General features: G+C 65.9%; 20 protein-coding genes. 6 read left to right on the forward strand and 14 right to left on the reverse strand.

Annotated features, from left to right (window positions below; all coding sequences use genetic code 11):
- The first annotated feature begins 44 nt into the window (after window positions 1-44).
- Together CHU93_RS06860 and CHU93_RS06865 are read left to right on the forward strand one after the other, a co-directional pair.
- Complete coding sequence (locus CHU93_RS06860) at window positions 45-572, forward strand: rhodanese family protein (RefSeq protein ID WP_094473361.1); 528 nt, start codon at window positions 45-47, stop codon at window positions 570-572.
- Entirely contained in the window at window positions 551-1,324 is a 774-nt protein-coding gene (locus CHU93_RS06865) for a sulfite exporter TauE/SafE family protein (protein ID WP_094473362.1), read from the forward strand. Before CHU93_RS06860 ends, CHU93_RS06865 begins: the two co-directional genes overlap by 22 nt.
- Here the strand turns inward: CHU93_RS06865 and CHU93_RS06870 are convergent.
- The 12 genes from CHU93_RS06870 to CHU93_RS06925 all read right to left on the reverse strand — a co-directional run bounded on the left by CHU93_RS06870 (window position 1,321) and on the right by CHU93_RS06925 (window position 20,188).
- Window positions 1,321-2,163, reverse strand: a complete 843-nt coding sequence (locus CHU93_RS06870) for an alpha/beta fold hydrolase (RefSeq protein ID WP_094473363.1) — start codon at window positions 2,161-2,163, stop codon at window positions 1,321-1,323. The genes CHU93_RS06865 and CHU93_RS06870 overlap by 4 nt on opposite strands.
- Window positions 2,164-2,174: 11 nt before the next feature.
- Window positions 2,175-3,887, reverse strand: coding sequence for an alpha/beta fold hydrolase (locus CHU93_RS06875; RefSeq protein WP_094473364.1), 1,713 nt, complete (start codon window positions 3,885-3,887; stop codon window positions 2,175-2,177).
- A gap of 79 nt (window positions 3,888-3,966) precedes the next feature.
- Window positions 3,967-5,736 (reverse strand): glycogen debranching protein GlgX, encoded by a 1,770-nt coding sequence (gene glgX, locus CHU93_RS06880; protein ID WP_094473365.1) that lies wholly within the window; start codon window positions 5,734-5,736, stop codon window positions 3,967-3,969.
- On the reverse strand, window positions 5,736-7,367 hold the full coding sequence (locus CHU93_RS06885) for an alpha-D-glucose phosphate-specific phosphoglucomutase (RefSeq protein ID WP_094473366.1): 1,632 nt from the start codon (window positions 7,365-7,367) through the stop codon (window positions 5,736-5,738). Before CHU93_RS06885 ends, glgX begins: the two co-directional genes overlap by 1 nt.
- Window positions 7,364-8,794 (reverse strand): glycogen synthase GlgA, encoded by a 1,431-nt coding sequence (glgA, locus tag CHU93_RS06890; RefSeq protein ID WP_094473367.1) that lies wholly within the window; start codon window positions 8,792-8,794, stop codon window positions 7,364-7,366. Before glgA ends, CHU93_RS06885 begins: the two co-directional genes overlap by 4 nt.
- Window positions 8,794-10,056, reverse strand: coding sequence for a glucose-1-phosphate adenylyltransferase (gene glgC, locus CHU93_RS06895; RefSeq protein WP_094473368.1), 1,263 nt, complete (start codon window positions 10,054-10,056; stop codon window positions 8,794-8,796). The genes glgA and glgC overlap by 1 nt, the downstream gene beginning before the upstream one ends.
- Window positions 10,057-10,083: 27 nt before the next feature.
- Window positions 10,084-12,246: a 1,4-alpha-glucan branching protein GlgB gene (gene glgB / locus CHU93_RS06900; protein WP_094473369.1), complete on the reverse strand. Its 2,163-nt coding sequence runs from the start codon at window positions 12,244-12,246 to the stop codon at window positions 10,084-10,086.
- Window positions 12,243-14,663 carry a glycogen/starch/alpha-glucan phosphorylase gene (locus CHU93_RS06905; protein ID WP_094473370.1) on the reverse strand — a complete coding sequence of 807 codons (2,421 nt, stop codon included), beginning with the start codon at window positions 14,661-14,663 and terminating at the stop codon, window positions 12,243-12,245. Before CHU93_RS06905 ends, glgB begins: the two co-directional genes overlap by 4 nt.
- A 187-nt stretch (window positions 14,664-14,850) precedes the next feature.
- A complete protein-coding gene (gene eutC, locus CHU93_RS06910; RefSeq protein ID WP_243375348.1) occupies window positions 14,851-15,564 on the reverse strand; it encodes an ethanolamine ammonia-lyase subunit EutC in 714 nt (237 codons plus the stop codon).
- Complete coding sequence (locus CHU93_RS06915) at window positions 15,557-16,930, reverse strand: ethanolamine ammonia-lyase subunit EutB (protein WP_094473372.1); 1,374 nt, start codon at window positions 16,928-16,930, stop codon at window positions 15,557-15,559. The genes eutC and CHU93_RS06915 overlap by 8 nt, the downstream gene beginning before the upstream one ends.
- Window positions 16,930-18,285, reverse strand: coding sequence for an ethanolamine permease (gene eat, locus CHU93_RS06920; RefSeq protein ID WP_094473373.1), 1,356 nt, complete (start codon window positions 18,283-18,285; stop codon window positions 16,930-16,932). The genes CHU93_RS06915 and eat overlap by 1 nt, the downstream gene beginning before the upstream one ends.
- A gap of 157 nt (window positions 18,286-18,442) precedes the next feature.
- Entirely contained in the window at window positions 18,443-20,188 is a 1,746-nt protein-coding gene (locus CHU93_RS06925) for an amidohydrolase (protein WP_094473374.1), read from the reverse strand.
- A gap of 210 nt (window positions 20,189-20,398) precedes the next feature.
- On the opposite strand from CHU93_RS06925, the gene CHU93_RS06930 reads away from it, so the two are divergent.
- The 3 genes from CHU93_RS06930 to CHU93_RS06940 all read left to right on the forward strand — a co-directional run bounded on the left by CHU93_RS06930 (window position 20,399) and on the right by CHU93_RS06940 (window position 23,640).
- A complete protein-coding gene (locus CHU93_RS06930; protein WP_243375351.1) occupies window positions 20,399-21,313 on the forward strand; it encodes an MBL fold metallo-hydrolase in 915 nt (304 codons plus the stop codon).
- A gap of 117 nt (window positions 21,314-21,430) precedes the next feature.
- Complete coding sequence (locus CHU93_RS06935; protein ID WP_207759245.1) at window positions 21,431-22,675, forward strand: acyl-CoA dehydrogenase family protein; 1,245 nt, start codon at window positions 21,431-21,433, stop codon at window positions 22,673-22,675.
- Window positions 22,676-22,851: 176 nt separating this feature from the next.
- Window positions 22,852-23,640, forward strand: a complete 789-nt coding sequence (locus CHU93_RS06940; RefSeq protein WP_094473376.1) for an SDR family oxidoreductase — start codon at window positions 22,852-22,854, stop codon at window positions 23,638-23,640.
- A gap of 22 nt (window positions 23,641-23,662) precedes the next feature.
- On the opposite strand, the gene CHU93_RS06945 is transcribed toward CHU93_RS06940, so the two are convergent.
- Both CHU93_RS06945 and CHU93_RS17300 read right to left on the reverse strand, forming a co-directional pair.
- Complete coding sequence (locus tag CHU93_RS06945) at window positions 23,663-24,637, reverse strand: alpha/beta fold hydrolase (protein WP_094473377.1); 975 nt, start codon at window positions 24,635-24,637, stop codon at window positions 23,663-23,665.
- 41 nt (window positions 24,638-24,678) lie between these two features.
- Entirely contained in the window at window positions 24,679-24,981 is a 303-nt protein-coding gene (locus tag CHU93_RS17300; RefSeq protein WP_133064343.1) for a hypothetical protein, read from the reverse strand.
- Window positions 24,982-25,074: 93 nt separating this feature from the next.
- Between CHU93_RS17300 and CHU93_RS06950 the strand changes: the two genes are divergently transcribed.
- Window positions 25,075-25,800: a restriction endonuclease gene (locus CHU93_RS06950; protein WP_094473378.1), complete on the forward strand. Its 726-nt coding sequence runs from the start codon at window positions 25,075-25,077 to the stop codon at window positions 25,798-25,800.
- Window positions 25,801-25,803 lie beyond the last annotated feature (3 nt).

Below are 25,803 nucleotides of genomic sequence, written 5' to 3' on the forward strand. Positions count from 1 at the left end.
TATTTTAGATAAATCTTATATAAAGAGTGTCGAAAGGAAGATCCATGTTGCAACCAATCGCTCCTGATGCCGCTGCGCGCCTGCTGGCCGAGGGCCATGCCCTGCTCGTCGATGTGCGTGAATCCGATGAATTTGCCGCCGCCCATGTGGGTGGGGCGCTGTCTCACCCGCTGTCGCTGCCCGATGCCGGGCCGCTGGCCTGCGGGCGCGCGGTGCCGGTGATCTTCACCTGCCAGTCAGGGCAGCGCACCAATGCCAATGCGGCACGGCTGGCGGGCCAAGTGCCGGCCGGCATGGGAATGGTGCTGGAAGGTGGGCTGAATGGCTGGGCCCGGGCCGGGCTGCCGCTGGCCGGGGCCCGCGCGGCGGCGCCCCTGCCCCTGATGCGCCAGGTGCAGATCGTGGCGGGCCTGCTGGTGCTCACCGGCGTGGTGCTGGGCTTTGCGGTCGCGCCGGGCTGGTTCGGCCTTGCCGGCTTTGTTGGGGCCGGGCTCAGCTTTGCCGGCATCAGCGGCTGGTGCGGCATGGCGCGTGTGCTGGCGGTGATGCCATGGAACCGGCAGGCGGCCTGATCATCGCGGCGGCTGGCGGGGCGCTGATCGCGCTGCTGCTGGGCCTGTTCGGCGGCGGCGGTTCCGTGCTGGCGACGCCGCTGCTGCTCTATGGCGTCGGCATCAGCGATCCCCATGTCGCCATCGGCACCGGGGCGGCGGCGGTCGCGCTGAACGCCGCGGCCAATCTGGCGGTGCAGGCGCGGGCCGGCACGGTGAAATGGCCGTGCGCGACGCTGTTTGCCGTGGCGGGGCTGGCCGGTTCGCTCGCCGGGGCGGCGCTGGCGCAACGGGTGGACGGCCAGGCGCTGCTTGGCGGCTTTGCGCTGGCCATGCTGGCAGTCGGGCTGGCGATGCTGCGCCCGGCGGCCAGCGGCGGCGATCCCGGCGTGCGGCTGGATGGACCGATGATGCTGAAACTGGCGCCGGTGGGGCTGGTGGTGGGCTTTGCCGCCGGGTTTTTCGGCATTGGCGGCGGCTTCCTGATCGTGCCGGGCCTGATGGCGGCGACGGGGATGACGATGGCCAATGCCGCCGCATCCTCCCTGCTGTCGGTGCTGTTGTTTGGCGTGGCGACGGCCAGCACCTATGCCATGGCCGGCCGGGTGGATGGCCCGGTGCTGCTGGCGCTGGCCGTGGGCGGTGTGCTGGGCGTGGCGCTGGCCCGGCCGCTGGTGCCGCGCCTGGCCGCCCATGCGGCGCTGGCGCGGCGGCTGTTCGCGGCCATGGTGGTGGTGACGGCGCTTTATGTTGGCTGGCGGGCGCTGGTCTAGGCGACGGCGCGCAGCGGCTTGGCGGTCCCCAAGAAATCGCGGATCAGCGCCATCGTCTCATCGGCCTGGTGGACCAGGAACAGATGGCCGCCGCCCTTGATCACCGCCAGCTCCGCATTGGGGATCAGGGTTTTCAGGATATGGCCGTTGGCCAGCGGCACGATTTGATCATCATCGCCCATGATGATCAGCGTGGGCGTGGCGAGGAACGGCAGGAAGGGTGCGCTGGTCCAGCCGGCCATGGCGAAGAGCTGGTTGAAATAGCCCATCATGCTGGGCGGCTTGATGCGGCTGGCGTGGCCCTTGGCACCGTCGCTGGCGCCGCCTTCGGCCCCGCCATAGAGCGTCTGGAAGTTCTTCAGCATGTAATCGGGATCGATATATCGGCGCGGATCGGCCATTTTCGACAGGGCTGCCAGCTTGCCCGGCACCATCAGCATGCCGGCCGATGTGGCGGCCAGGATCAGCTGGCCGGTGCGGTTGCCATATTGCAGGGCAAATTGCTGGGCCATGCCGCCGCCCCAGCTCACGCCCATCACGTCCACGCGTTCATGGCCATAATCGCTGATGATGCGTTCGGCGATGCGGGCGATCATCCACGGGCGATAGGGCAGCACAGGATCGGGCGAACCGCCCACGCCCGGCATGTCGAAGGTGATGACCTCGCGGTCGTCCAGCCGTTCGGGCAGCGGCGACATGATCTCGATATTGGCACCGATGCCGTTGAAGAACAGCAGCGGGCGGTGCCGCGCTTTCCCCTTCGGCCGCCAGCGCGCCACCCGCAATGTGCGGCCATCCACCTGTTTCAGTTCAAATTCCGGTTGGTGGCTGGCCGTCATGCTTTCACCTTTCAGTCGAACACATAGGTGCCGGGCGCCTTGGCCCCGGGCGGGTGGGCCGGATTGCCCAATTCGGCCGGCGCCGGCTTTTCGGCGCCAGAGCGGTCCTTCAGCCAGCCGGCCCACATCGGCCACCAGCTGCCGGAAAATTCCTCGGCCTGTTTCAGCCATTGTTCCGGCGTGGCCGGCGGTGCCTTGCCGGGGCTGCGGTAATATTTGGCCTTGGGATTGCCCGGCGGGTTGACGATCGCCTGGATATGGCCGGAGTGCGAGAGCACGAAATCGATATTCTTCGAGCCGAACAACTGGGTGGAGCGGTAACAGGCCTTCCACGGCGTGATATGATCGGTCACGCCGGCCAGCATGAACAGGTCGCAATCGACCTTGCTGATATCCAGCTGGTGATCGGCGAGGTTGGACTGGCCGTGGTTGACGAACGGCTGTTCCTCGTAAATCCGCAGATAATCGGAATGCAGCGCCGCGGTGAGGTTGGTGCTGTCGTTGTTCCAGAACAGGATGTCGAACGCCGGCGGGTCTTCGCCGTGCAGATAATTGTTCACGACATAATTCCAGACAAGATCATTGGGCCGGAGCCAGGCGAACATGCGGCTCAATGAGGTGCCTTCCAAAATGCCCTTCTTGGCCGAACGTTCGCGCGCCAGCTTGATGCCATGATCGGAGACAAGCGCGCCCACCTCGCTGTCGTCGCGCTTGGGATGCAGCACGCACACCATCAGCGTGGCCGAATTCACCCGGTCATCGCCCATTGCCTTGAGCTTTGACAACAGGGTGGACATGGTGATGCCGCCCGAACAGCCGCCCGACAGATTGACCTTGTCGCTGCCGGTGATGGCGCACACCACATCGATGGCGGCGATGATCTCGTTCACATAATCATTCAGGCCCCAGGCCTTGTGCTCGATCGTGGGGTTGCGCCAGCTGATCAGGAAGGGCTGCAGGCCCTGCGAGAGCTGGAACCGGATCATGCTCTTGTCCGGCGTCAGGTCGTTCAGATAAGCCTTGTTGATCTGCGGCGGGATCACCAGCAGCGGGATCTCGTGCACCTTTTCGGTGGTCGGCTGATACTGGATCAGCTCCATCATCTCCGTCCGGTGGATCACGGCGCCGGGCTGGATGGCGATATTCTCGCCGATCTTGAACGGCTTCTTGTCCACCTGGCTGACGATGCCATCATTGTGAACGATATCGTCATAAGCGTTTTTCAAGCCCTTGATCAGCGACTGGCCGCCGGTTTCGATCGCCTTCTTGATGGCCGAGGGGTTGCCGGCCAGCGTGTTGGACGGCGCCAGCGAATCCATGATCATGGCCGAGACGAAATTGGCGCGGCTGCGCTCCAGCTCGTCCACCTGCATTTCGGCAACCCAGTTCTTCACATGCTTCTGGCTTGCCAGATAATATTGCATGCTCATGCGGAACAGCGGGTTGGCGTTCCAGGCCGGATCGGCAAAGCGCTTGTCCTTGGGGTCGGGCGCAATGTCGGACTTCAGGGAAACGATGTTGGCCACATCGCCGGCAAAGGCCTTCATATGCTTGAAACTGTTGGCGGGATTGCCGGCGGTTTCGCGCAGCATCATGGTGACCGCGCCCAGGATATCCTCGCGCGCGATGCCCACGATGGGGTTGAGGCCGGCCCCGGCCTTCACGCCCAGATCATCGGCACCGCCCAGATCCACACCCTTCTTGCCCGCCGGCTTTTTCGCCATCTGCCATCCCCCGAAAATCCGGCCCGCTCTCCCAAACGGGCCTCGTGGTGCAAACTCTTGTCCGGTTTTGCGCAGCCGGTCAACGCCAGCCCAAATGGCGCTGGTGACGGGCGATGTGGAGGGTGCCGGCGGCGGCGTCTTCGGGGGTGTAGCTGAGCGCGTCACCATCGGCCGCTTCCCAATCGGCGACGGTCATCGGCGCGCCATCGGGGCGGCGCCATTGGCCGGGTTCGGGGAAACGGTTGGCATAAGCGCGGCGGGCGGCGCGGGCGGCGGCAAGGCTGGCGACATGATCTTCCAGCGCGCGGTCGCCGCCGGCCCAATCGATCCAGGTCAGGTCATTGTCCTGGGCATAGGCGTTGTTGTTGCCGCGCTGGCTGCGGCCGAACTCGTCGCCGGCGGTGAGCATGATGGTCCCGGTGGAGGCGAACAGCGTTGCAAGCAGGGCGCGCAGATCGGCGGCGCGGGCGGCGGTGATGGCGGGATCAGCGCTCGGCCCTTCGACGCCGTGGTTCCATGACCAGTTCTCGTGATGGCCGTCGCGGTTGTCCTCGCCATTGGCGTGGTTGTGGCGGCCGGCATAGGCAACCGTGTCGGCCAGGGTGAAGCCATCATGGGCGGCAAGGAAATTGACGCTGCGGCAGGTGGGGCCAAAGATGTCGGACGATCCGGCGAGCCGCGTCGCCAGTTGCCCCAATGTGGCGTCCCCGCGCCAGAATCGGCGGACATCGTCGCGGAAGCGGTCGTTCCATTCCAGCCAGCCCGGCGGAAATCGGCCGAGTTGATAGCCGCCGGGGCCGATATCCCAGGGTTCGGCAATCAGCACCCGGTCATTGAGCCAAGGATCGGCGGCAATCTCGGCAAAGATCGGCGCATCGGCGGCAAAGCCGGGCCCGCGCGCCAGCACTGGGGCGAGATCGAAGCGGAAGCCATCAACGCCGCAATGGCGCGCGAAGTGGCGCAAGGCATCAAGGGTGAGCGCGCGCACAGCCGGGTTCGCAAAATCCAGCGTATTGCCGCAGCCGCTGTCGTTGATCAGGCGGCCATCGGGGGCGTGGGCATAGGCTTCATTGTCGAGCCCGCGCAAGGAAAGCACGCCGCCGTGCACATCGCTTTCGCCCGTGTGGTTGAACACCAGATCGAGGATGACGCCGATGCCGGCCGCGTGCAGCGCCGCCACCGTGTTGCGCAGTTCGGCCACGCCGCCGGGGCAGAGGCCGGGATCGAGCGCCATCATGGCGACCGGGTTGTAGCCCCAGGCGTTGCGCAGTCCCAGGGGTGGCAGGTGGCGCTCGTCAATCCAGGCGGTGATGGGCATCAGCTCCACGGCGCCAACGCCGATCTTTTGCAAATGCGCAATCACCGCCGGGTGGGCCAGCGCCGCCACTGTGCCGCGTTGGTGCGCCGGCACATCCGGGTGCAGCATGGAAAAGCCGCGCACGTTTATTTCATAGATGAGGTCGCCGGGCGTGAAGCGCGGCGGCGCGTGGGGGACGACCGGCAGCGGGCCGGCCACCAGCGCGCGCGGCACGATGTCGGCGGTGTCGGCACCAAAGCGGGCCAGATCGGGATGCTGGACGAAGCGGCGATCCAGTGTGATGGCATATGGATCGACGAGCAGCTTGGCCGGATCGAACCACAAGCCGGCTTCCGGCCGCCATTGGCCTTCGGCGCGATAGCCATAGGCCTGGCCCGTCAGGTCGCCGGCCACGCTGGCCAGCCAATCATCGCCATCGCGCTGCATGGCAATGCGGGCATCGCCCAGGCACAGCCACAGCGCCGTGGCGCGCGGGCTGCGCACGCGGAAATGGGTGGCGCCACCGCTGACCGTGGCGCCATGGGGCGGCATCAGGTCACCACATCCGGGCGGGTGCGGCCGGTATGGCGGCCGATGCCGGCAATCTGGTCGGCCGCCAGGATCAGATCGGCGAGCATGGCCGGGGTTTCGGCAGCGATGGCGCCAGCGGCCGGTTCATAACGTTCGAGATAGACGCGCAGCGTTGCCCCCTCGGTGCCCGTGCCCGACAGGCGGAACACCACGCGCGAGCCGCCCTCGAACAGGATGCGCAGGCCCTGGTTGGCGCTGACCGAGCCATCGACCGGATCGGCATAGGTGAAACTGTCGGCCGCAGCCACGATAAGGGAGCCAAACGTGCGGCCCGGCAGGCCGGGCAGTGCGGCGGTGAGCTCGGCCATCAGGGCGTTTGCGGCGGCGCTGTCCACCGCCTCATAATCATGGCGGGCATAATAGTTGCGGCCGAAGCGGGCCCAATGTTCGCGGGCCAGCGCATCGACGCTGATGCCGCGCACGGCGAGGATGTTGAGCCACAACAGCACGGCCCACAGCCCATCCTTTTCGCGGACATGGTCGGAACCGGTGCCGGCGCTTTCCTCGCCGCAGATGGTGGCCATCCCGGCATCGAGCAGATTGCCAAAGAATTTCCAGCCGGTGGGGGTTTCAAAGCTGGGGATGCCCAGCGCCTCTGCCACCCGGTCTGCCGCGGCGCTGGTGGGCATGGAGCGGGCAATGCCCTTGAGGCCGCTGGCATAGGCCGGGGCGAGATGGGCGTTGGCGGCGAGCATGGCGAGCGAATCCGACGGGGTGATGAAACGGCCGCGCCCGATGATCAGGTTGCGATCGCCATCACCATCGGAAGCCGCGCCAAAATCCGGCGCATCGTCGGCCATCATCGCATCATAGAGCTCGCGGGCATGGACCAGATTGGGATCGGGGTGGTGGCCGCCAAAATCCTCCAACGGGGTGCCGTTCCGCACCGTGCCGGCCGGAAAGCCCAGCCGCCGCTCGAGGATTTCGCTGGCATAGGGCCCGGTCACCGCGCTCATCGCATCGAAGATCATGCGGAAGCCGCCGGCCACCGCGGCGCGGATGGCGGAAAAATCGAACAGGCTTTCCATCAGATCGGCATAATCGGCGACCGGATCAATCACCTGCACCACCATGGCGCCAACCATGCTGGTGCCGATGGCATCGAGATCAAAGCTGCCGGCATCCTCTTCCAGCCAGCGGTCTATGCTCTTGGTGCGGGCGAAGATCGCATCGGTGACGGCTTCGGGAGCCGGGCCGCCGTTGGCGATATTGTACTTGATGCCGAAATCCTCGTCCGGCCCGGCCGGGTTGTGGCTGGCCGACAGGATCAGGCCGCCGCTGGCGCCATATTTGCGGATGACATGGCTGGCCGCCGGGGTGGAGAGGATGCCGCCCTGCCCCACCAGCACGCGGGCATAGCCATTGGCCGCCGCCATGCGGATGGCCCGGGCGATCACCACGCGGTTGTGGAAACGGCCATCGCCGCCGATCACCAGCGTCGCGCCAGCCCCGCGCTCCACGACATCGAACACCGACTGGATGAAATTTTCGGCATAGCCGGCTTGTGCAAACACCCGCACCTTCTTGCGCAGGCCCGAGGTGCCGGGCTTCTGCCCGTCAAACGGCGTGGTGGCGTGGGTGATGATGGTCATGCCGGTCTCACAAGCTCTTGATATATTTTGGCATAAACGGCGCCGCTGGCCGCCCAGCTGAAATCCGCCTTCATGCCGGCGCGTTGCAGGCCTTTCCACAGCGCCGGCTGCCGGTAAAGCCCGATGGTGCGGGTGATGGCATCGGCGAGTGACGCGGGCGTGACAGCGGTGAAGACGATGCCGGTCGCCGCCCCAGCGCCGAGCGCGGCGAGATTGGCATCAATCACCGTGTCCGCCAGGCCGCCGGTGCGCGCCACCACCGGCACGCAGCCATAGGCGAGGCCATAAAGCTGGGTGAGGCCGCAGGGTTCGAAGCGGCTGGGCACCAGGATCGCATCCCCACCCGACTGCATGCGGTGCGACAGCGCCTCGTCATAGCCGATCCTGAGCCCGATGCGGCCCGGGTGGCGGGCGGCGGCGGCGGAAAAACCGGCAACCAGCCCGGCATCGCCGCTGCCGAGCAGCGCCAGCCGGCCGCCGCTGCCGACGAGATGGTCGAGCACCTCCACCATCACGTCCATGCCCTTTTGCCAGGTCAGGCGGCTGACGATGATGAACAACGGGCCGTCGCCCGGCTCCAGGCCAAATTCGGCTTCGAGCGCGCGCTTGTTGGTGCGGCGGCGGGCGAGGCTGGCGGCGCTGTAGCGGGCCGGGGCATGGGCATCGGTGGCCGGGTTCCATTCGGCCGGATCAATGCCGTTGACGATGCCGCGCACGCGGCGGCCCCGGCTGGCGATCAGGCCTTCCAGGCCCATGCCGAATTCGGGCAAGCGGATCTCGCGGGCATAGGTGGGACTGACGGTGGTGATGAGGCTTGCCGCCTCCATCCCCGCCTTCAGATAGCCGACGCCGCCATGATATTCGACGCCAGTGATCGACCAGGCGGCATCGGGCAGGCCCAGTTTGGGGAAAATCTCCCGCCCATAATGGCCCTGAAACGCCATGTTGTGGATGGTCATCACCGATGGTGGCGCCTTGCCGGCATGCAGGAAGCGCAGATAGGCGGGCGCCAGGCCGGCCTGCCAATCATGGGCGTGGAGCAAATCAAAGCCCTGCCCCACCGCCAGATCCGCCGCCGCCCGGCCAAGCGCGGCAAAGCGCTGCCAATTGTCGGGCCAATCCTGGCCGTTGGCATCGCCATAAGGGCCGCCCGCCCGGTCAAACAGCGCCGGGATGTCGAGCACCAGCAGCGGCTGGCCGCCGAGACTGGCGGCGAGCACGCGCGCCTTGTGACCCAACAGATCGGGCCAGCTGTGGACGGGCTTGCCCTTCCCCACCGCCTTCAGCACGGCGGGATAGCCGGGCAGCAGCGTCGTCATCGCCACCCCGTGCGGGGCCAGCGCGGCCGGCAGCGCGCCGGCCACATCGGCGAGCCCGCCGGTTTTCACCAGCGGCACCGCTTCGGAGGCGACCGAGAGAACGCGCATCACAGGTCGAGCTTGTCGATCATCGGCTGGGTGATCAGGCAGACGCCCTTTTCGGTCCGGCGGAAGCGCCTGGCGTCAAGGATTGGGTCTTCGCCCACCACCAGGCCGGGCGGGATCTTGACGCCGCGATCGAGCACCACCTTCTTCAGGCGGGCGCCGCGACCAATGTCGCACCAGGGCAGGATCACCGATTCCTCGACGCGCGACCACGACCGCGCCAGCACGCTGGTGAACAACAGGCTGTGGTTCACATGGGCGCCGGAAATGATGCAGTTGCCCGACACCAGGCTCGACACCGCTTCGCCGCGCCGGCCCGCTTCGTCATGCACGAACTTGGCCGGCGGCAGCATTTCGGCGTGGGACCAGATCGGCCAGTCACGGTCATAAAGGTCAAGCTGCGGGATGATCTGGGTGAGATCGACATTGGCTTCCCAATAGGCGTCAACTGTGCCGACATCGCGCCAATAGACGCCGCCTTCATCCTTGCCGCGCACGCAGCTTTCCGAAAAACGGTGGGCCACGGCTTTGCCGTGCTTGACCAGATAGGGGATGATGTCCTTGCCGAAATCGCGGCTGCTGGCCGGATCGGCGGCATCGCGGCGCAATTGTTCGAACAGGAAGCGTGTGGAAAACACGTAAATGCCCATGGAGGCCAGCGACACATCAGGCTTGCCGGGCATGGCAGGCGGATCGGCGGGCTTTTCGACGAATTCGATGATGCGGTCCTGCCCATCCACCGCCATCACGCCAAAGCCGCTGGCCTCGGCGCGCGGCACCTCCATGCAGCCCACCGTCACATCCGCGCCCTGGTTCACGTGCTGCTGCAACATCAGCTCGTAATCCATCTTGTAGATATGATCGCCGGCCAGGATGACGAGATATTCCGGGCGGTGGCCTTCGATGATGTCGATATTCTGATAGACCGCGTCGGCGGTGCCTTCATACCATTGGGTTTCCGACACGCGCTGCGAGGCGGGCAGGATATCAAAGCTTTCGTTGCGTTCCGGGCGCAGGAAGTTCCAGCCCATCTGCAGATGGCGGATCAGCGAGTGCGCCTTGTACTGGGTGGCAACGCCGATGCGGCGGATGCCGCTGTTCAGCGCGTTTGACAGCGCGAAATCGATGATGCGCGTCTTGCCGCCGAAATAGACCGCGGGCTTGGCGCGGCGGTCGGTCAGCTCCATCAGCCGGCTGCCCCGCCCGCCGGCCAGCACATAGGCCATGGCATCGCGCGCCAGTGGCGCCTGTCGTTTCACTGTCATCCCCTCATGCCTCCCCAAGCATGGCCCTTATGGCCCGTTCCCTTCGAAAATGAACATCATTGTGGACAATGGTGGCAACACCACAAATGCCGCGCCATCGCGGGCGTGGATCGCCCCCAGATTGCCGTCGCCACTGCCGCCATAGATCGTGGCATCGCTGTTCAGCACTTCGCGCCACACACCATCATGCGGCAGCGGCAGGCGATAATGGCCGTGGCGCGTGGGCGTCATGTTGCTCACCACCGCAACGGGCGGCGCGCCGGGGGCCTTGCGGGCCCAAGCAAAGACACTGGCCTGGGCATCATCCACCACCAGCCATTCAAAGCCCTCGCCCTCGCAATCGCGGGCGTGCAGCGCCGGTGTGTCGCGATAGAGATGGTTCAGATCGCGGACCAGCCGTTGCACCCCGGCATGGGCGGGCGCGTCCAGCAGCTCCCAATCCAGTGCGCGCGCATCGCTCCATTCGCGGCGCTGGGCAAATTCCTGGCCCATGAACAACAGCTTCTTGCCGGGATAGCCCCACGTCAGGCCATAATAGGCCCTGAGGTTGGCGAATTTCTGCCAATCATCGCCGGCCATCTTGGTGAGCAGCGAACCCTTGCCGTGCACCACCTCGTCATGGCTCAACGGCAGCACAAAATTCTCGGCAAAGGCATACATCAGGCCGAAGGTGATCTCGTCGTGGTGATAGCGCCGGTGCACCGGATCACGCGCCATATATTTGAGCGTGTCGTGCATGAAGCCCATGTTCCACTTGAAGCCGAAGCCGAGCCCGCCCTCGTGTGCCGGCCGGGAGACGCCGGGCCAGCTGGTTGATTCCTCGGCAATCGTCACGATGCCGGCGTGGCTGGCATAAAGCGCCTTGTTCATGGCGCGCAGGAATTCCACCGCCTCCCAATTCTCGCGGCCGCCGTCCTTGTTGGGGATCCATTCGCCAGCCTTGCGGCTGTAATCGCGGTAGAGCATCGAGGCGACAGCATCGACGCGCAGGCCATCGACATGATATTTCTCGGCCCAGAACAAGGCGTTGTTGACCAGGAACGCCAATACCTCTCGCCGGCCGAAATTATAGATGGCGGTGTTCCAATCAGGGTGGAAGCCCAGCCGCGGGTCTTCATGTTCGTAGAGCGCGGTGCCGTCAAACCGGGCCAGGCCATGGGCATCGGTGGGGAAATGCGCCGGCACCCAATCGATCAGCACGCTGATCCCGGCGCGGTGGGCGCCTTCGACAAAGCGGGCAAAACCGGCCGGATCGCCGAAGCGCGCCGAGGGGGCATAAAGGCCGGTCGTCTGATAGCCCCAGCTGGGATCATAGGGATGTTCGGAAACGGGCAGGAATTCGATATGGGTAAAGCCCATCTCCACCGCATAAGGGATCAGGGTTTCGGCCATTGCATCCCAGGTCTGGAACCAGCCGTCGCCATCGCGCCGCCAGCTGCCGGGATGGACCTCATAGATCGACATCGGCACCCGGCGCGGATCGATGCTGGCCCAGTGGGCACGGTGATCGGCATCGCCCCAATCAGGCTTGGCCGGCTGCGCGGTGATGGAGGCGGTGGCCGGCCGCAGTTCGGCGGCCACGGCATAGGGATCGGCCTTCAGCGGCTGCACGCTGCCATCGGCGCCGACAATCCGGTATTTATAGGCCTGGCCGGCACCGATGTCGGGCACGAAGATTTCCCACACCCCGGTGTCGAGCCGGCGTCGCATCAGGTGGCGGCGATGGTCCCAGCCGTTGAAATCGCCGACCACGCTGACGAAGCGGGCATTGGGCGCCCAGACGGCGAAATGCACGCCATCGGCGCCCTCGTGATGGATCAGGTGGGCGCCCAGCTTGTCGAACAGCCTGAGGTGCGTGCCCTCGCCGATCAGATAATCGTCCATCGGCCCCAGGACCGGGCCAAAGCTGTAGGGATCAGCCACCCACCATTCGTGCCCGCCGCCCTGGCAGTGATAGCGCAGCGGCTGCGGCGGGCCGGCGATCGGCCCTTCGAACAGGCCGCGATCATCAACGCGGCCCAGCGCGCCCAGCGGCGCCCCGGCCAGGCTGTGCGCCTGCGCCGTTTCGGCCCCCGGCAGGATGGCGCGGGCAAAGCTGCCGCCGGGCCCGGCGTGGACGCCCAACAGGGCGAATGGATCGGCGTGGGTGCCGTCCAGCAAGGCGGTTATGGCGGCGGCCGGCGGCTTCACGTTGGCGTGACCTGCCAGATGTCACGCGCATATTCGCCGATGGTGCGATCGGATGAGAACCAGCCGACATTGGCGATATTGTGAATGGCGCTGCGGCGCCAGCCGGCCGGATCATGCCAGCGGGCATCGACGGCGCGCTGGGCAGCGGCATAGCTGTCGAAATCGGCGGCAACCATGAACCAGTCATGCGCATACAGCCCGTCCATCAGGCCGCGATAGCGGCCGGGATCGTCGGGCGAGAACACGCCGCTGGCAATTGCCTCCACCGCCTGTTGCAGCTCGCGTGAGCCTTCGATGATGGCGCGCGGATTGTAGCCTTCGGCGCGGCGCTGGGCGACCTCGTCGGCGGTGAGGCCGAAGATGACAATATGCTCGTCTCCCACCCGGTCCTTGATCTCGACATTGGCGCCATCAAGCGTGCCGATGGTGAGCGCGCCGTTGAGCGCGAACTTCATGTTGCCGGTGCCGGATGCTTCCATGCCGGCGGTGGAAATCTGCTCCGAAAGATCGGCTGCCGGAATGATCCGTTCGGCCAGCGACACATTGTAGTTGGGCACGAACACGACCTTGAGGAGCCCGCCCACCGACGGATCGCTGTTGATGCGCCGGGCGATGTCGCCCGCCAGTTTGATGATCAGCTTGGCGTTGTGATAGCTCGACGCGGCCTTGCCGCCGAAGATCTTCACGCGCGGCACCCAGTCCCGCTCGGGGTGGCTGCGGATCTGGTCATAGAGCGCCACCGTCTCGACGAGGTTGAGCAGCTGGCGCTTGTATTCGTGGATGCGCTTGATCTGCACATCGAACAGCGCATCGGGGTTGAGGCGGATGCCGGTCAGCTCCTTCAGATGGGCGGCCAGCGCCACCTTGTTGGCGCGCTTCACCTCGGCCACCCGCTCCCCCAGCGCGGCATCGCCGGCCAGTGCGTTCAGGGCCGACAAGGCTTCGGCATCATCAAGGAAGGCATCGCCGATGGCATCGCGGATGATGCCGGTGAGCGCCGGGTTGCACTGCTGCAGCCAGCGCCGCGGCGTGACGCCGTTGGTCTTGTTATTGATCCGGGCGGGATAGAGCCGATGCAGCGCCGAGAACACCGTGGACTTCATCAGATCGGTGTGCAGCGCCGCCACGCCGTTGACGCTGTGAGCGCCGGCAAAGGCCAGATTGGCCATGCGCACCCGGCGCTCGCCATGTTCATCGATCAGCGAGATCGCCGCCGCATCGGCATCGCTCATGCCCTGCCGCCGGGCATCGCGCAGGATGCGGCTGTTGATGGCATAAATGATCTGCATGTGGCGCGGCAGCAGCCGTTCGAACAGCGGCAGCGGCCAGCTTTCCAGCGCCTCGGGCAGCAGCGTGTGGTTGGTGTAGGCGATGGTGCCCTGGGTCAGGGCAAAGGCCTCGTCAAACTCCAGGCCATGATCATCGACCAGCAGCCGCATCAGTTCGGCGACGGCCACCGCCGGGTGGGTGTCATTCAGCTGGATCGCCACCTTTTGGGCCAAGCTGCGCACATCGCCATGATACTGGATGTGGCGGCGCACAATGTCCTGCAGGCTTGCGGCGGTGAAGAAATATTCCTGGCGCAACCGCAATTCCTGGCCGGCCGGGCTGGAATCGGCCGGGTAAAGCACCCGCACCAGGCTGTCGGCCCGCAGCTGATCGGCCAGCGCGCCAAAATGGTCGCCAGCGTTGAACGCATCAAGGCGGATGGGATCGAGCGCATGGGCGGTCCACAGCCGCAGCGTGTTGACCCGGCGGCCGCGCCAGCCCACCACCGGCGTGTCAAAGGCCGAGGCCTCCACCAGCTCCGACGGCCGCCATTCAACGGCATCGCCGTTGGCAATCACCTCCCCGCCATAGCCGATGCGATAGCAGCTTTCGCGGCGGTCAAACTCCCACGGGTTGCCGTGCGCCAGCCAGGTTTCCGGCAGCTCCACCTGCCAGCCATCATCGATGCGCTGGCGGAACATGCCGTTCACATAGCGGATGCCATAGCCATAGGCCGGGATGTCAAGGCTGGCGAGGCTTTCCATGAAGCAGGCGGCCAGCCGGCCCAACCCGCCATTGCCCAGCGCCGCATCCGGTTCCAGCTCGGCCAGATCGCCCAGGTCAATGCCGTGCAGGCGCAGCGCCTGCTCCATCTCGCGCAGCATCCCCATATTGCTGATGGCATCGCGCAGCAGCCGGCCGATCAGGAATTCGAGGCTGAGATAATAGACCCGCTTGGCGCCGGCGGCATGGGTGCGCTGGGTGCTTTCCATCCAGCGGTCAATCACATCATCGCGCAGTGCCAGAACGGCCGCCGTGAACCAGTCATGCCGCTTGGCCGAACGTTCATCCTTGCCCACCCGGTGGCGCAGCACATCCGCGATGCGCGCTGCCAGCGCTTCGGCCTTGGGATCGGGTGTGGGTGGCATGCGCCCCTGTCTCCTCAATGTGAACGTTCACCTAACACAGGCACCGGCCCGCAAGCCATAGCGAACTTGCATTTTTCGCATCCGTCTCCCGATGCTGACTATGACGGCACAAGTGCCGGCCGCAACCGGTGAATGGCCCACGGATTCGTATTCATGGGGATGATTGCGGCAAATGCCCGGCACGGGCCTAGGCCAGCCGCAGATCGCTGGCGCTTTCGTCCTTCAGGGCCACGCCGGTCAGCCGCCGGGCGCGGGCCTGGTGCACCAGCCAGGCGATGCGGGCGGCGGCGGTCTCGTGATCCAGCCCGTGCGGAGGGCGGATGTTGGACACGCAGTTGCGTTCACTGTCATGGCGGCCGGGGCGCGGCTGCCAGGTGATATAGGCGCCCAGCGAATCCGGCGCGCTCAGCCCCGGCCGCTCGCCGATGAGCACCACCACGATGTCCACCCCCAGCGCCGCCCCGATCGCATCGCCCAGCGCCACGCGCGCCTGGTGCGCGGCCACGATTGGCGCCCACACGCCGCCCAGCCGGGGCTGCAGCGCCCGGATCAGCGGCACGGCGTGCAGCGCCACCGCCGTCGCCGACAGGCCATCGCCCACCACGATGGCGGTATCGGCGCCGCGGGGCAGCAGCCGTTCAGCCTCGGCCGATGGCAGCTGCCGGCCCAGATCGGGCCGCTGCAGATAGGTGGCCCGGTCGGGCGCGGCACTGCGCACCTCGATCGTGTCAAAGGCCGCGTGCAAGGGCCCCGTGTCAAACACCGCGTTGACGGCATCGCGCGCCCGCGCATGGGCCAGGTCAAATGCCAGGGTCGCCGCCGTGTTCAGCGCGTGCCCGGCGCGCGGCAGGCCGATGCGCGCCTGGGTGAGCGCGGCCAGATGGGCGGGCAGATCAGCCACCAAGCACCCCCGGCAGGGCCAGCCGCGCCGGCGATGCCGCCAGGCGCCCGGCCGCATCGGTGATGCCATTGGCCAGAAGCCAGGCCTCGAACTCCGGCGCCGGCTTCAGACCCAGCACATCGCGCAGATAGAGCGCATCGTGAAAGCTGGTCGATTGATAATTCAGCATGATGTCGTCGGCACCGGGCACGCCCATGATGAAATTCACGCCGGCCACCCCGGCCAGGGTGAGGATGGCATCCATGTCGTTCTGATCGGCTTCGGCATGGTTGGTGTAGCAGATGTCCAGCCCCATCGGCAGGCCCAGCAGCTTGCCGCAGCAATGATCCTCCAGCGCGGCGCGCAGGATCTGCTTGCCATCATACAGATATTCCGGCCCGATGAAGCCAACCACCGAATTGACCAGCAGCGGCCGGAAGGCGCGCGCCACGCCATGGGCACGGGCTTCCAGAGTCTGCTGATCAACCCCGTGGTGCGCCCCGGCCGACAGCGCCGAACCCTGGCCGGTTTCAAAATACATCACATCCTGGCCCAGCGTGCCGCGCCCCAGCGCCAACGTGGCATCCTGCGCTTCGGCCAGCAGCGCCAGATCGATGCCAAAGCCGCGATTGGTGCCTTCGGTGCCGCCAATCGACTGGAAGCACAGATCAACCGGCGCGCCGCGCGCGATCAGTTGCAGCGTGTTGGTGACATGGGTGAGCACGCAACTTTGCGTGGGGATGGCATAGGCCTGGCGCAATTCGTCGAGCAGCAGCAGCAGATTATGGGCATCGGCCACGCTGTCACCCGCCGGGTTGATGCCGATCACCGCATCGCCCGAACCCAGCAGCAGGCCATCCAGGATGGCGGCGGCAATGCCGGCCGGATCGTCGGTGGGGTGGTTGGGCTGCAACCGCACCGACAGTCGCCCCGGCAGGCCGATGGTGCCGCGAAAGCGGGTGATCACGCGCAGCTTGGCGGCCACGGCGATCAGATCCTGGTTGCGCATGAGCTTGGAAACGGCAGCGACCATCTCGGGCGTCAGGCCGGCGGCGACGGCGGTGATGGCGGCACCATCATTGGCCAGCAGCCAATCGCGAAAACCGCCGACGGTGAGATGGGCGATGGGCGCAAACGCCGCCGTGTCGTGGCGGTCGATGATCAGCCTTGTCACCTCATCCGCCTCATAGGGAACCACGGCTTCGGTTAGGAAACGAGCAAGCGGCAGATCGGCCAGCACCAGCCGGGCGGCCACCCGCTGTTCGGCGCTGGTGGCGGCCACACCGGCCAGCACATCGCCCGACCGGTGCGGGCTGGCCGCCGCCATCACCTGGCGCAGATCGGCAAAAACGTGGCGCGTGCCGCCCAGATCCTGATGATAGGGCATCAGGCCGGCACCACCACGCGCGGGCCGCGCCGCCAGGCCATCAGCACGGCAAGGCCCATCACCCCGGCAAACAGCGCGAACAGCCAGGGGTTGAACCAAATCATCGCCGCCAGTGCCGCCAGCGCCAGGCCCAGGGCGAGGCCCGGCAGCCAGGGATAGAGCGGCGCCGTCCACGGCCGTTCCAGACCCGGCGCCGTCTGGCGCAGGCGGAACAGCGCCGCCATGCTCATCACATACATGACCAGCGCCCCGAACACCGACAGGGTGACAATGGCGGCGGTGAGCGGCTGGCCACCGATATTGACCAGCCGGTCGCTCCAGATCGCGGCGATGCCCACGCCGCCGGCCGCCAGCGTGGCCAGATGCGGGGTGCTCAAGCGCGGGTGCAGCCGCGCCAGCGGGCCGGGCAGGAAGCCCGCCCGCGCCAGCGCATAGATTTGCCGGGCACAGGCCATGATGATGCCATGGAACGACGCGACCAGCCCGAACAGGCCCAGCCACACCAGCATGTGCAGCCAGCCGCTGGCCCCGCCCACCACCGCCTGCATGGCGCGCGGCAGCGGATCATTCACGTTGGCCAGAGCCCGCCAATCGCCCGAGCCGCCGGCAAAGACCATCACGCCAAAGGCCAGCACCACCAGCGTGAGCATGCCCGACACATAGGCGCGGGGAATGGTGCGCCGCGGATCGCGCGCCTCCTCGGCGGCCATGGCGACGCCTTCGATGGCGAGGAAGAACCAGATCGCAAAGGGGATTGCCGCCAGCATGCCCGGCAGCGCCGCCGGGCTCAGCTGCTCCGCCCCCGCCCAGCCGCCGGCCGCAAAGGCCTGCCACTCGAAGGCCGGGGCGACAACGCCCATGAACACCAGCAGTTCGGCCACCGCCAGCAAGGTGATCGCCAGTTCAAAGCTGGCGGCAATGGCCACGCCAGCGATGTTGAGCGTGACGAACAGGGCATAGGCGCCGGATGCCACCAGTTTCTCATCGGTGCCGGGAAACTGCACGGCCAGATAGGCGCCAATCGCCAGCGCGATCGCCGGCGGCGCGAACAGGAATTCGATCAGCGTGGCATAGCCGGCGATGGCGCCGCCCAGTGGCCCGAAGGCACGCAGACTATAGGCAAAGGGGCCGCCGGCATGGGGGATGGCGGTCGTCAGCTCGGTGAAGCTGAAGATGAAGGCGACATAGAGCGCCGCAACGCCGGCCGCGGTGACCAGAAAGCCCAGCGTGCCCGCCGCCGCCCAGCCATAGCTCCAGCCGAAATATTCGCCCGAAATGACCAGGCCAACCGCAATGCCCCACAGCTGCAGGCCGCCCAGCGTGCGCGGCAGCGTTGCTTGTTCGGCATGGTCCATCGCGCGCCCCCTGCCGGCACACCGCCGGCGCCAGCCGTGACCATAGTGGCGGTGAAATCAGCCTGCGCCAAGGGGGAGCCTGGCCCAGCGCAACAACCGGGCACGCTGGGCAGGGATGCAGCTTTGCCCAGCCGTCCCGGCAAGATCGCGCAACCGCCTATCGCTGATACACCAGCTTGCCATTGACGATGGTTGCCCGGATCTGGCCTGCGAGGATTTTTTCCGGCGCGGTGGCGGCAAGGGCGAAGGGATCAATATCCATGATGGTCAGATCAGCCCAGCGCCCCTTGGCGATGATCCCGGTCTGGCCTTCGCGAAAAGCCGCATAGGCCGACCAGTTGGTATAGGCCCGGATCGCTTCCTCGATGGTCATCCGCTGCGCCGGATACCAGCCGCCCGGGGGCTGGCCCTGCTTGTCCTGGCGGGTGATCGCCGAATGCAGGCCATAGAAGATGCTGTGGTCTGACCCCGGATTGTCGGCATTGAAGGTCAGCCGCGCGCCCTGGCGGCGCAGCGAGCGCCAGGCATAGGCGCCAAGGATGCGCTGCGGGCCAAGGCGGGCTTCGGCCCAGGCCTTGTCCTCCACCGCGTGGGGCGGCTCCATCGAGGCGATCACGCCAAGCAGGTTGAAGCGCGGCTGGTCTTCTGGCGCGACGACCTGGGCATGTTCGATCCGGTGGCGGTTGCCGGCGGTGCCCGGATCGGCCTTGAACTCCCCTTCCAGGAAGTCGAGCACCTCACGGTTGCCGGCATCGCCGATGGCGTGGAACCCGATCTGGAAGCCAGCCTTCATCGCTGCCTTGGCCAAATCGCGATCAAAGCCATAGCCGCTGCCGCTGATCCCGCGGTGGCCCGGCTTGTCTTCATAATCGGCCAGCAGCCGCGCCCCGCGCGATCCCAGCGCGCCATCGTAATAGGCCTTGACCGCGCGGGTGACGAACATGCTGTCCGTATCCCGGTCCGGCCCCTTGGCGATCCACTGCCGCATCAAGGGCGGGTCGCGCAGCGAGAGCATGGCATAGACCCGGATCGGCAGGCGCTGCTCGTCCTCAAGGTTCTGGAGCGCGGCCATCGCCTGGGCAGGCACACCGGCCTCGTGCACCGTTACATAGCCATCGGCAGCCATCTGGGTGAGGCCCCTCAAGGCATGGCGCGCGACCACCGCCGGGGGCTCCGGCGGCACCACTGCGTCCACCATGGTCGCCGCGCGGTTCAGGAACAGGCCATTTGGCTGGCCATCCGCGCCCAGCCGCATTTCGCCGCCGACCGGCACCGGGCTGGCCTTGGTGATCTTGCCGGCATCAAGCGCGGCCTGGTTGGTCCAGATGGCAAAACCGTGCAGGCTGCGCAGCACCACCGGATGATCGGGCACGGCCGCGCTCAACATCTGCTTGTCGGGATAGCGGTTGGCCCAGGCCCCCTCGTCCCACCCGGCGCCGAAAATCCATTCACCCTTGGGGACGGACTTCGCCCGCGCGGCCACCAGCGCCACCGCCTCGGCTTCGGTGGTGACATTGGTGAGATCAACCGATTCCAGCTTGGCGCCGAGCTCGACGAAATGGGTGTGGGAATCGACCAGCCCGGGGATGATGGTCGCGCCGTTGAGATCGATCACCCGGGTCTGCTTGCCGCGCAGGGCCAGCGCGCCCTTCTCGCTGCCGACATAGACGATCCTGCCGCCGCGGATCGCGACCGCTGCGGCATCGGGGTGCCAGCTGCCGTTGCTGATGGGCGCATCCGCTGCCGGCTTGCCATCCAGCCCCGGCTCGCCCCAGCGGAGCGTGTAGACCCGGGCATCGGTCAGGATCAGATCCGCCCCACCGACGGCTTTGGCTGGTGATGCGGCAGCACTTGCGGAGACCAGGACAGCGCCGATCACGCATGCGAACAGACCCGTGTTCATATCCACTTGCTCCCCGGCAGGTTCGTCGTCAGATCATTCGAGAGAGCTGGCGGCGCAGATGAGCCGGAAGTCCGCCTCATCCGGAGGACGTTAAGGGGCGATCTTGCGCTGTTGCAAGCGTCGATGTTCGGTGATGGGGGGGGCAGCCAGATGCAAAGGCCGAGGTGGATTGGCTGGTTGGCCGTCGTTGCCGGGGCGGCGGCCTTGCTGGTGGCGCTGGCGCCCTATGTTTTCGCCGAACTGATCATGGTCGCTGCCAGGCTCGGAACGAACATCATGCCGGCGCCCGCCAATCCTTCGCAGTTCCGGCCACTGCCTGGCCCGGCCGCGGGAACGGATGTTGACGGGCATTGGCGTGTCGAGATGATTGCGCCGGGCACATGGGCGATCGGCGAGCCGGCCGCCGAGCCCGATAATTATGCATATCTGCTGGTCGGCAATCGCCGCGCGCTGCTGATCGACAGTGGCGCAACCCGCACGCACGACATCCGCCGCGCCCTTGCTGGCCTGACCAGGCTGCCGGTCACGGTTGTTCCCAGCCACCTGCATCACGACCACACCAGCGGCCTCGGCTATCTTCGCGAAATCGCGCTCATCGACCTGCCGGAAACGCGGGCCCGCGCGCAGGGCAATGATGTGCGCTTGGACCGCTATCAATTTGCCCGCCCGGACCCGGTTCGCTTCAAGGCGACACAGTGGATCAAGCCCGGCGAAACCATCGATCTGGGTGGCCGCTCCGTCACCATTCTGTCAACGCCCGGCCACACCACGACGTCGGTTTCGGTTTGGGAGCAGGCCGGCAAGCGCCTCTACACCGGGGATTTCCTCTACCCGACGACGCTTTATGCCTTCGCGCCGGATTCCAGCCTCTCGACCTATATTGCGACCATCGACCAGCTGCTCGCCATGCTGCCGGGTGATACCAGGCTTTATGGTGCGCACTGCTGCCGCAACGATGCCCCGCCGCGGGCGCCGTGGCTGTCGACGAGCGACCTTGCAGACACAAGAGCCGCCATCAGGCGCATCCAGTCCGGCGACCTGGAGGGCCGCGGCTTCATCATCCGCCGCTACCCCGTGAACGATCGGATGACGCTGCTCACCCTCTATCCGCTGGCAAATCGCTGACCCAAGGCAGCGTGCTGCGAAGGACGGGAAAACGGCAGGTGGTCCGTCACCAAATTGTGGGGTTGCGCGCCGGAGGCCTGGCGGCAAGCATGCGGGCGGACGAGAGGACCAAAGACGATGACCAATATCTTCACCAATCCCGAGATGAACGATCTGCGCATGTCGGAAAAGGCGCGGCCGCTGTTCGATGCCGTGGTCCGTCACATCAACGAGAATGTCGTGCCGATCTCGGAGAAGTTCGAGGAGCTGGGCAAGGGCCGGGCCGATCGCTGGAGCTGGGCGCCGGGGCAGCTGGAATTGCTGCAGACCGCGAAAGACAAGGCCAAGGCGGCGGGCCTGTGGAATTTCTTCCTGCCCAATGCCGAAACCGGCGAAGGCTTAAGCAACCTCGACTATGCCTATATCGCCGCCGAACTGGGCAAGGTGCCGCTGGCATCGGAGTCCCTGAACTGCTCGGCGCCCGACACCGGCAACATGGAAGTGCTGGAACGGGTGGGCACGCCCGAGCAGAAGAAGCGCTGGCTGGAGCCGCTGCTCGCCGGTGAAATCCGTTCGGCCTATGCCATGACCGAGCCTGATGTGGCCTCGTCCGATGCCAAGAACATCCGCACCCGCGCGGTGCGTGATGGCAAGGACTGGGTGATCAACGGCGAGAAATTCTACATCTCGGGTGCCGGCGATCCGCGCTGCAAGGTGATGATCGTGATGGTGCGCACCAGCGATGATGGCCCGGCGAGCAGCCAGCAATCCCAGATCTTGGTGCCGATGGACACGCCCGGCGTGAAGATCCTGGGGCCGATGCACGTGTTCAGCGAAGATCATGCGCCGCGCGGCCACATGCATCTGCGCTTTGAAAATGTGCGGGTGCCCTATGAGAATATCCTGCTCGGCGAAGGCCGCGGCTTTGAAATTTCGCAGGTGCGGCTGGGGCCGGGGCGCATCCACCACTGCATGCGCACCATCGGCAAGGCCGAGATCGCGCTGGATTACATGGTGAAACGCGGCAACAGCCGCGAGGCCTTTGGCCGTCCGCTGATCATGCTGGGCAAGAATCTGGAACTGATCGCCCGCGCCCGCATCGAGATCGAGGCAATGCGCTTGATGGTGCTGAAGGCCGCCAAGGCGATGGACGTGCTGGGCAACCGCGAGGCGCGGGTGTGGGTGAGCATGGTGAAGGCGATGGTGCCGGAAAAGACCTGCCAGATCATCGACCAGGCCATCCAGATCCACGGCGCCGCCGGCATCTCACAATGGACACCGCTGGCCGAACTTTATGCCGATGTTCGCCACCTGCGCTTTGCCGATGGTCCGGACGAGGTGCACCACATGGTGGTCGGCCGGCATGAGACCGGGCTGCATTGATCCTTCAGTCCGCCCTGCTTCCAGCGGCCTGGACTCGCTTGCATTCGGGCTGAACCGCTCATGCCGAGCTTGTCGAGGCACCGACCAACCTTCGTGCGTGCCTCGACAAGCTCGGCATGAGCGGGTTTGGCGGTTCAATCAAACTGCAATCGACCCTCGATTCAAGGACACAGTTCATGGACACCAGCAGCCTGTTCCGCCTCGATGGCCGCGTCGCGCTTGTCACCGGGGGCAGCCGCGGCATCGGCAAGATGATCGCCGCCGGCTTCATCGCCCAGGGCGCCAAGGTCTATATCTCCTCACGCAAGGCGCCGGCCTGTTTCGAGACGGCGGCCGAACTGGGGCCGAACTGCATCCCGCTGCCCCAGGATGTCTCGACCGTGGCCGGCTGCGAGGCGCTGGCCGCACAACTCGCCGCGCATGAGACGAGGCTCGACATTCTGGTCAACAATGCCGGCGCCGCCTGGGGTGCCGCGTTCGAGGAGTTTCCGGAGAGCGGTTGGGACAAGGTGATGAACCTGAACGTCAAATCGCCCTTCTTCCTCACCCAGGCGCTGCACGGCCTGTTGCAGGCATCGGGCAGCCACGCGCGGCCGGCCAAGGTGATCAACATCACCTCGATCGACGGCATCAGGCTCAATCCGCAGGAAACCTACAGCTACCACGCCTCCAAATCGGCGCTGATCTATCTCACCCGGCGCATGGCAGCGCGGCTGGTGGAGGATGGCATCAATGTCACCTCCATCGCGCCGGGCGCCTTTGCCAGCGAGATGAACCGGGTGGCGCGTGATCACGGCGATGCGATCGCCAAATTCATCCCATCCCGCCGCATCGGTGTTGACGAAGACATGGCCGGCGCGGCCATCTATCTCGCCAGCCGTGCCGGCGATTATGTGGTGGGCGAAACCATCACCGTGGATGGCGGCGTCGCCCATGCCAGCACCGGGGCCGGCTTCGCCGATTGAGGACTGCGGCTCAAACGGATTGCTACTGGGTGGAAGCAGTGTTGTCGTTGGTCTGCCAAATCTCGACGATTGCGCGCAGCGCCGTGACAAACGCCAGCGGCTGATCAAGCATCAGGTGGTGGCGCGCCTGCGGAATGGCGATGATCGGGATGTCAGTTCCGCCCAGTTCGCGGACATAATCCGACGAGTCCGGCGTGAACAACTGGCTTTCCGCGCCATAGACGATGGCCTTGCGGCCTGGCGTCGCCACAACGCGCTTGCCCATCTCGTGCCACCCCGGCTCCGCGTCGTTCTGGCGGAAAACTTCGGGATCAAATTTCCAGGTCCATTCCGCGCCGGCCCGGCGCAGCGAGTGAAAGGCCATATAATCCATCAGAAAGGGCTCACCGACAGGCTGCGGCGGCGACAGCACATAGCGGCTGCGGGCGGTGGGATAATCCGGATAGCGGCGTTGCGGCTTGTCAGGGTCGCCCGAACCCGGCCGGCCGCTGCCCCGCCGATTGCGCTCTTCCAGCACTTCGGGCCGCAACACCATCATGTCGCACAGGATCAGGCCGGCGAAACGCTCGGCAGCCAACGCCATCGCGGTGAGGCCGACAGATGCGCCAAAGCTGTGCGCGATAATCACAGGCTTGGCCGGCCCATCGAACAGCCCCAGCGCCTCGGCAACCCCAACCATCTCGGCACCGCGCGCCTGCGCATTGTTCCCGGGCCGGTGCGCGCTGTCGCCCATGCCCGACAGATCATAGGCGACGATATGATGGTCCCCCGCCAGAAACGGCGCGATGAACGCAAAACAGCGCGCATGCGCCAGAAAGCCGTGCGTCATCAGGATCGGCGGATGCGTGGGATTGCCCCAGCGGAAAAAATGGATGCGCGTGCCCGCGACGTCGACAAAGCCCTCCTCGCGCGGCACGGCCAAGGCGTCATGAAACCAGCCGGGCAGCGCATCGGGCTCCGGCGCCCACAGCGGGTCAATGTCGTCCGTTGCGTCCACGCCTGAGCCTCCTTGCCATCCGCCCGCACTGTGGGGCGCTTTCACGCAAGGACAAACCCCTGAGATGCCGCAGGTTTGACGGTGACCGGGACGAAGTGGCCAGCACGGGCTGGAAAATGGCGGAGCGGGAGGTTGCCGAAATTATCGCACAAAAACATGATGATAAAGGCGAAGTTCGGCGCGCGGACCAGCTTTGCCCACAATTTATCCCACCAGGGTAAATGCCCAGTGCGCCACCGTCCGTCGCGGTGCGATTCTGTCCGATGAGATGTTGCGCCGTTATAGCGGAATCTCTGCCAGAGAGCCAGCATCCGTTCGATCGTGTGCTTCGCTGTATCGTCCATACTCGACCACTCAAGTACGCGATCGAACCGGCCGAACTGCGTCAGACCTCGTTTCCTGTTTGATGCGAGAAGCGTGGTTGCTACGAGTCCGCTATGGCCATTCCCGACTACCAGACCCTGATGTTGCCCGTCCTGGCTGCGGCCGCCGAGGGAGAGACACGCGTTCCGGCAGCAGCAGAGAAGATCGCGGACAAGCTCGGGCTGTCCAGCGCCGAGCGTGAGGAAATGCTGCCCAGCGGCAAGCAGCGGCTCCTGCACAACCGGGTTCACTGGGCCAAATTCTACATGTCCAAGGCCGGGCTGATTGCCAGTCCCAGGCGCGGCGTGTTCGTCGCAACCGAGGCCGGCCTGGCATTGCTGAAGCAAGGGCCGACGAAAATCGATGTCGAGACGCTGAAAGGTTACGCATCATTCAGCGACTTCTACAACCAGGCCGGAACGACCGAAGAACCTGATCAAAATGCCGCCATCACGGGCGCCGCAACGTCGGGAGCAACCCCGGAAGAGCAGATCGATGCAGCCAGCAGCCTGCTGGCCTCGGCCCTAAAAGCCGACCTCTTGGCGCGCATTGTCGAGCAATCACCTGCGTTCTTCGAGCGGCTGATCGTCGAACTGCTCGTAGCGATGGGCTATGGCGGTTCTCACGAAGACGCCGCTCGGCAGCTCGGCAAATCCGGTGATGGCGGGATCGACGGCGTCATCGACGAAGACCGGCTCGGCCTCGACCGCATCTACGTTCAAGCCAAGCGCTATGCGCCCGGCTCCAGCGTGGGCAGGCCAGTGAACCGCGCCGGGTTTGCCGGAGGCTCCAACTCCTGAGAA

Source organism: Sandarakinorhabdus cyanobacteriorum (assembly GCF_002251755.1).
Taxonomy (GTDB): domain Bacteria; phylum Pseudomonadota; class Alphaproteobacteria; order Sphingomonadales; family Sphingomonadaceae; genus Sandarakinorhabdus; species Sandarakinorhabdus cyanobacteriorum.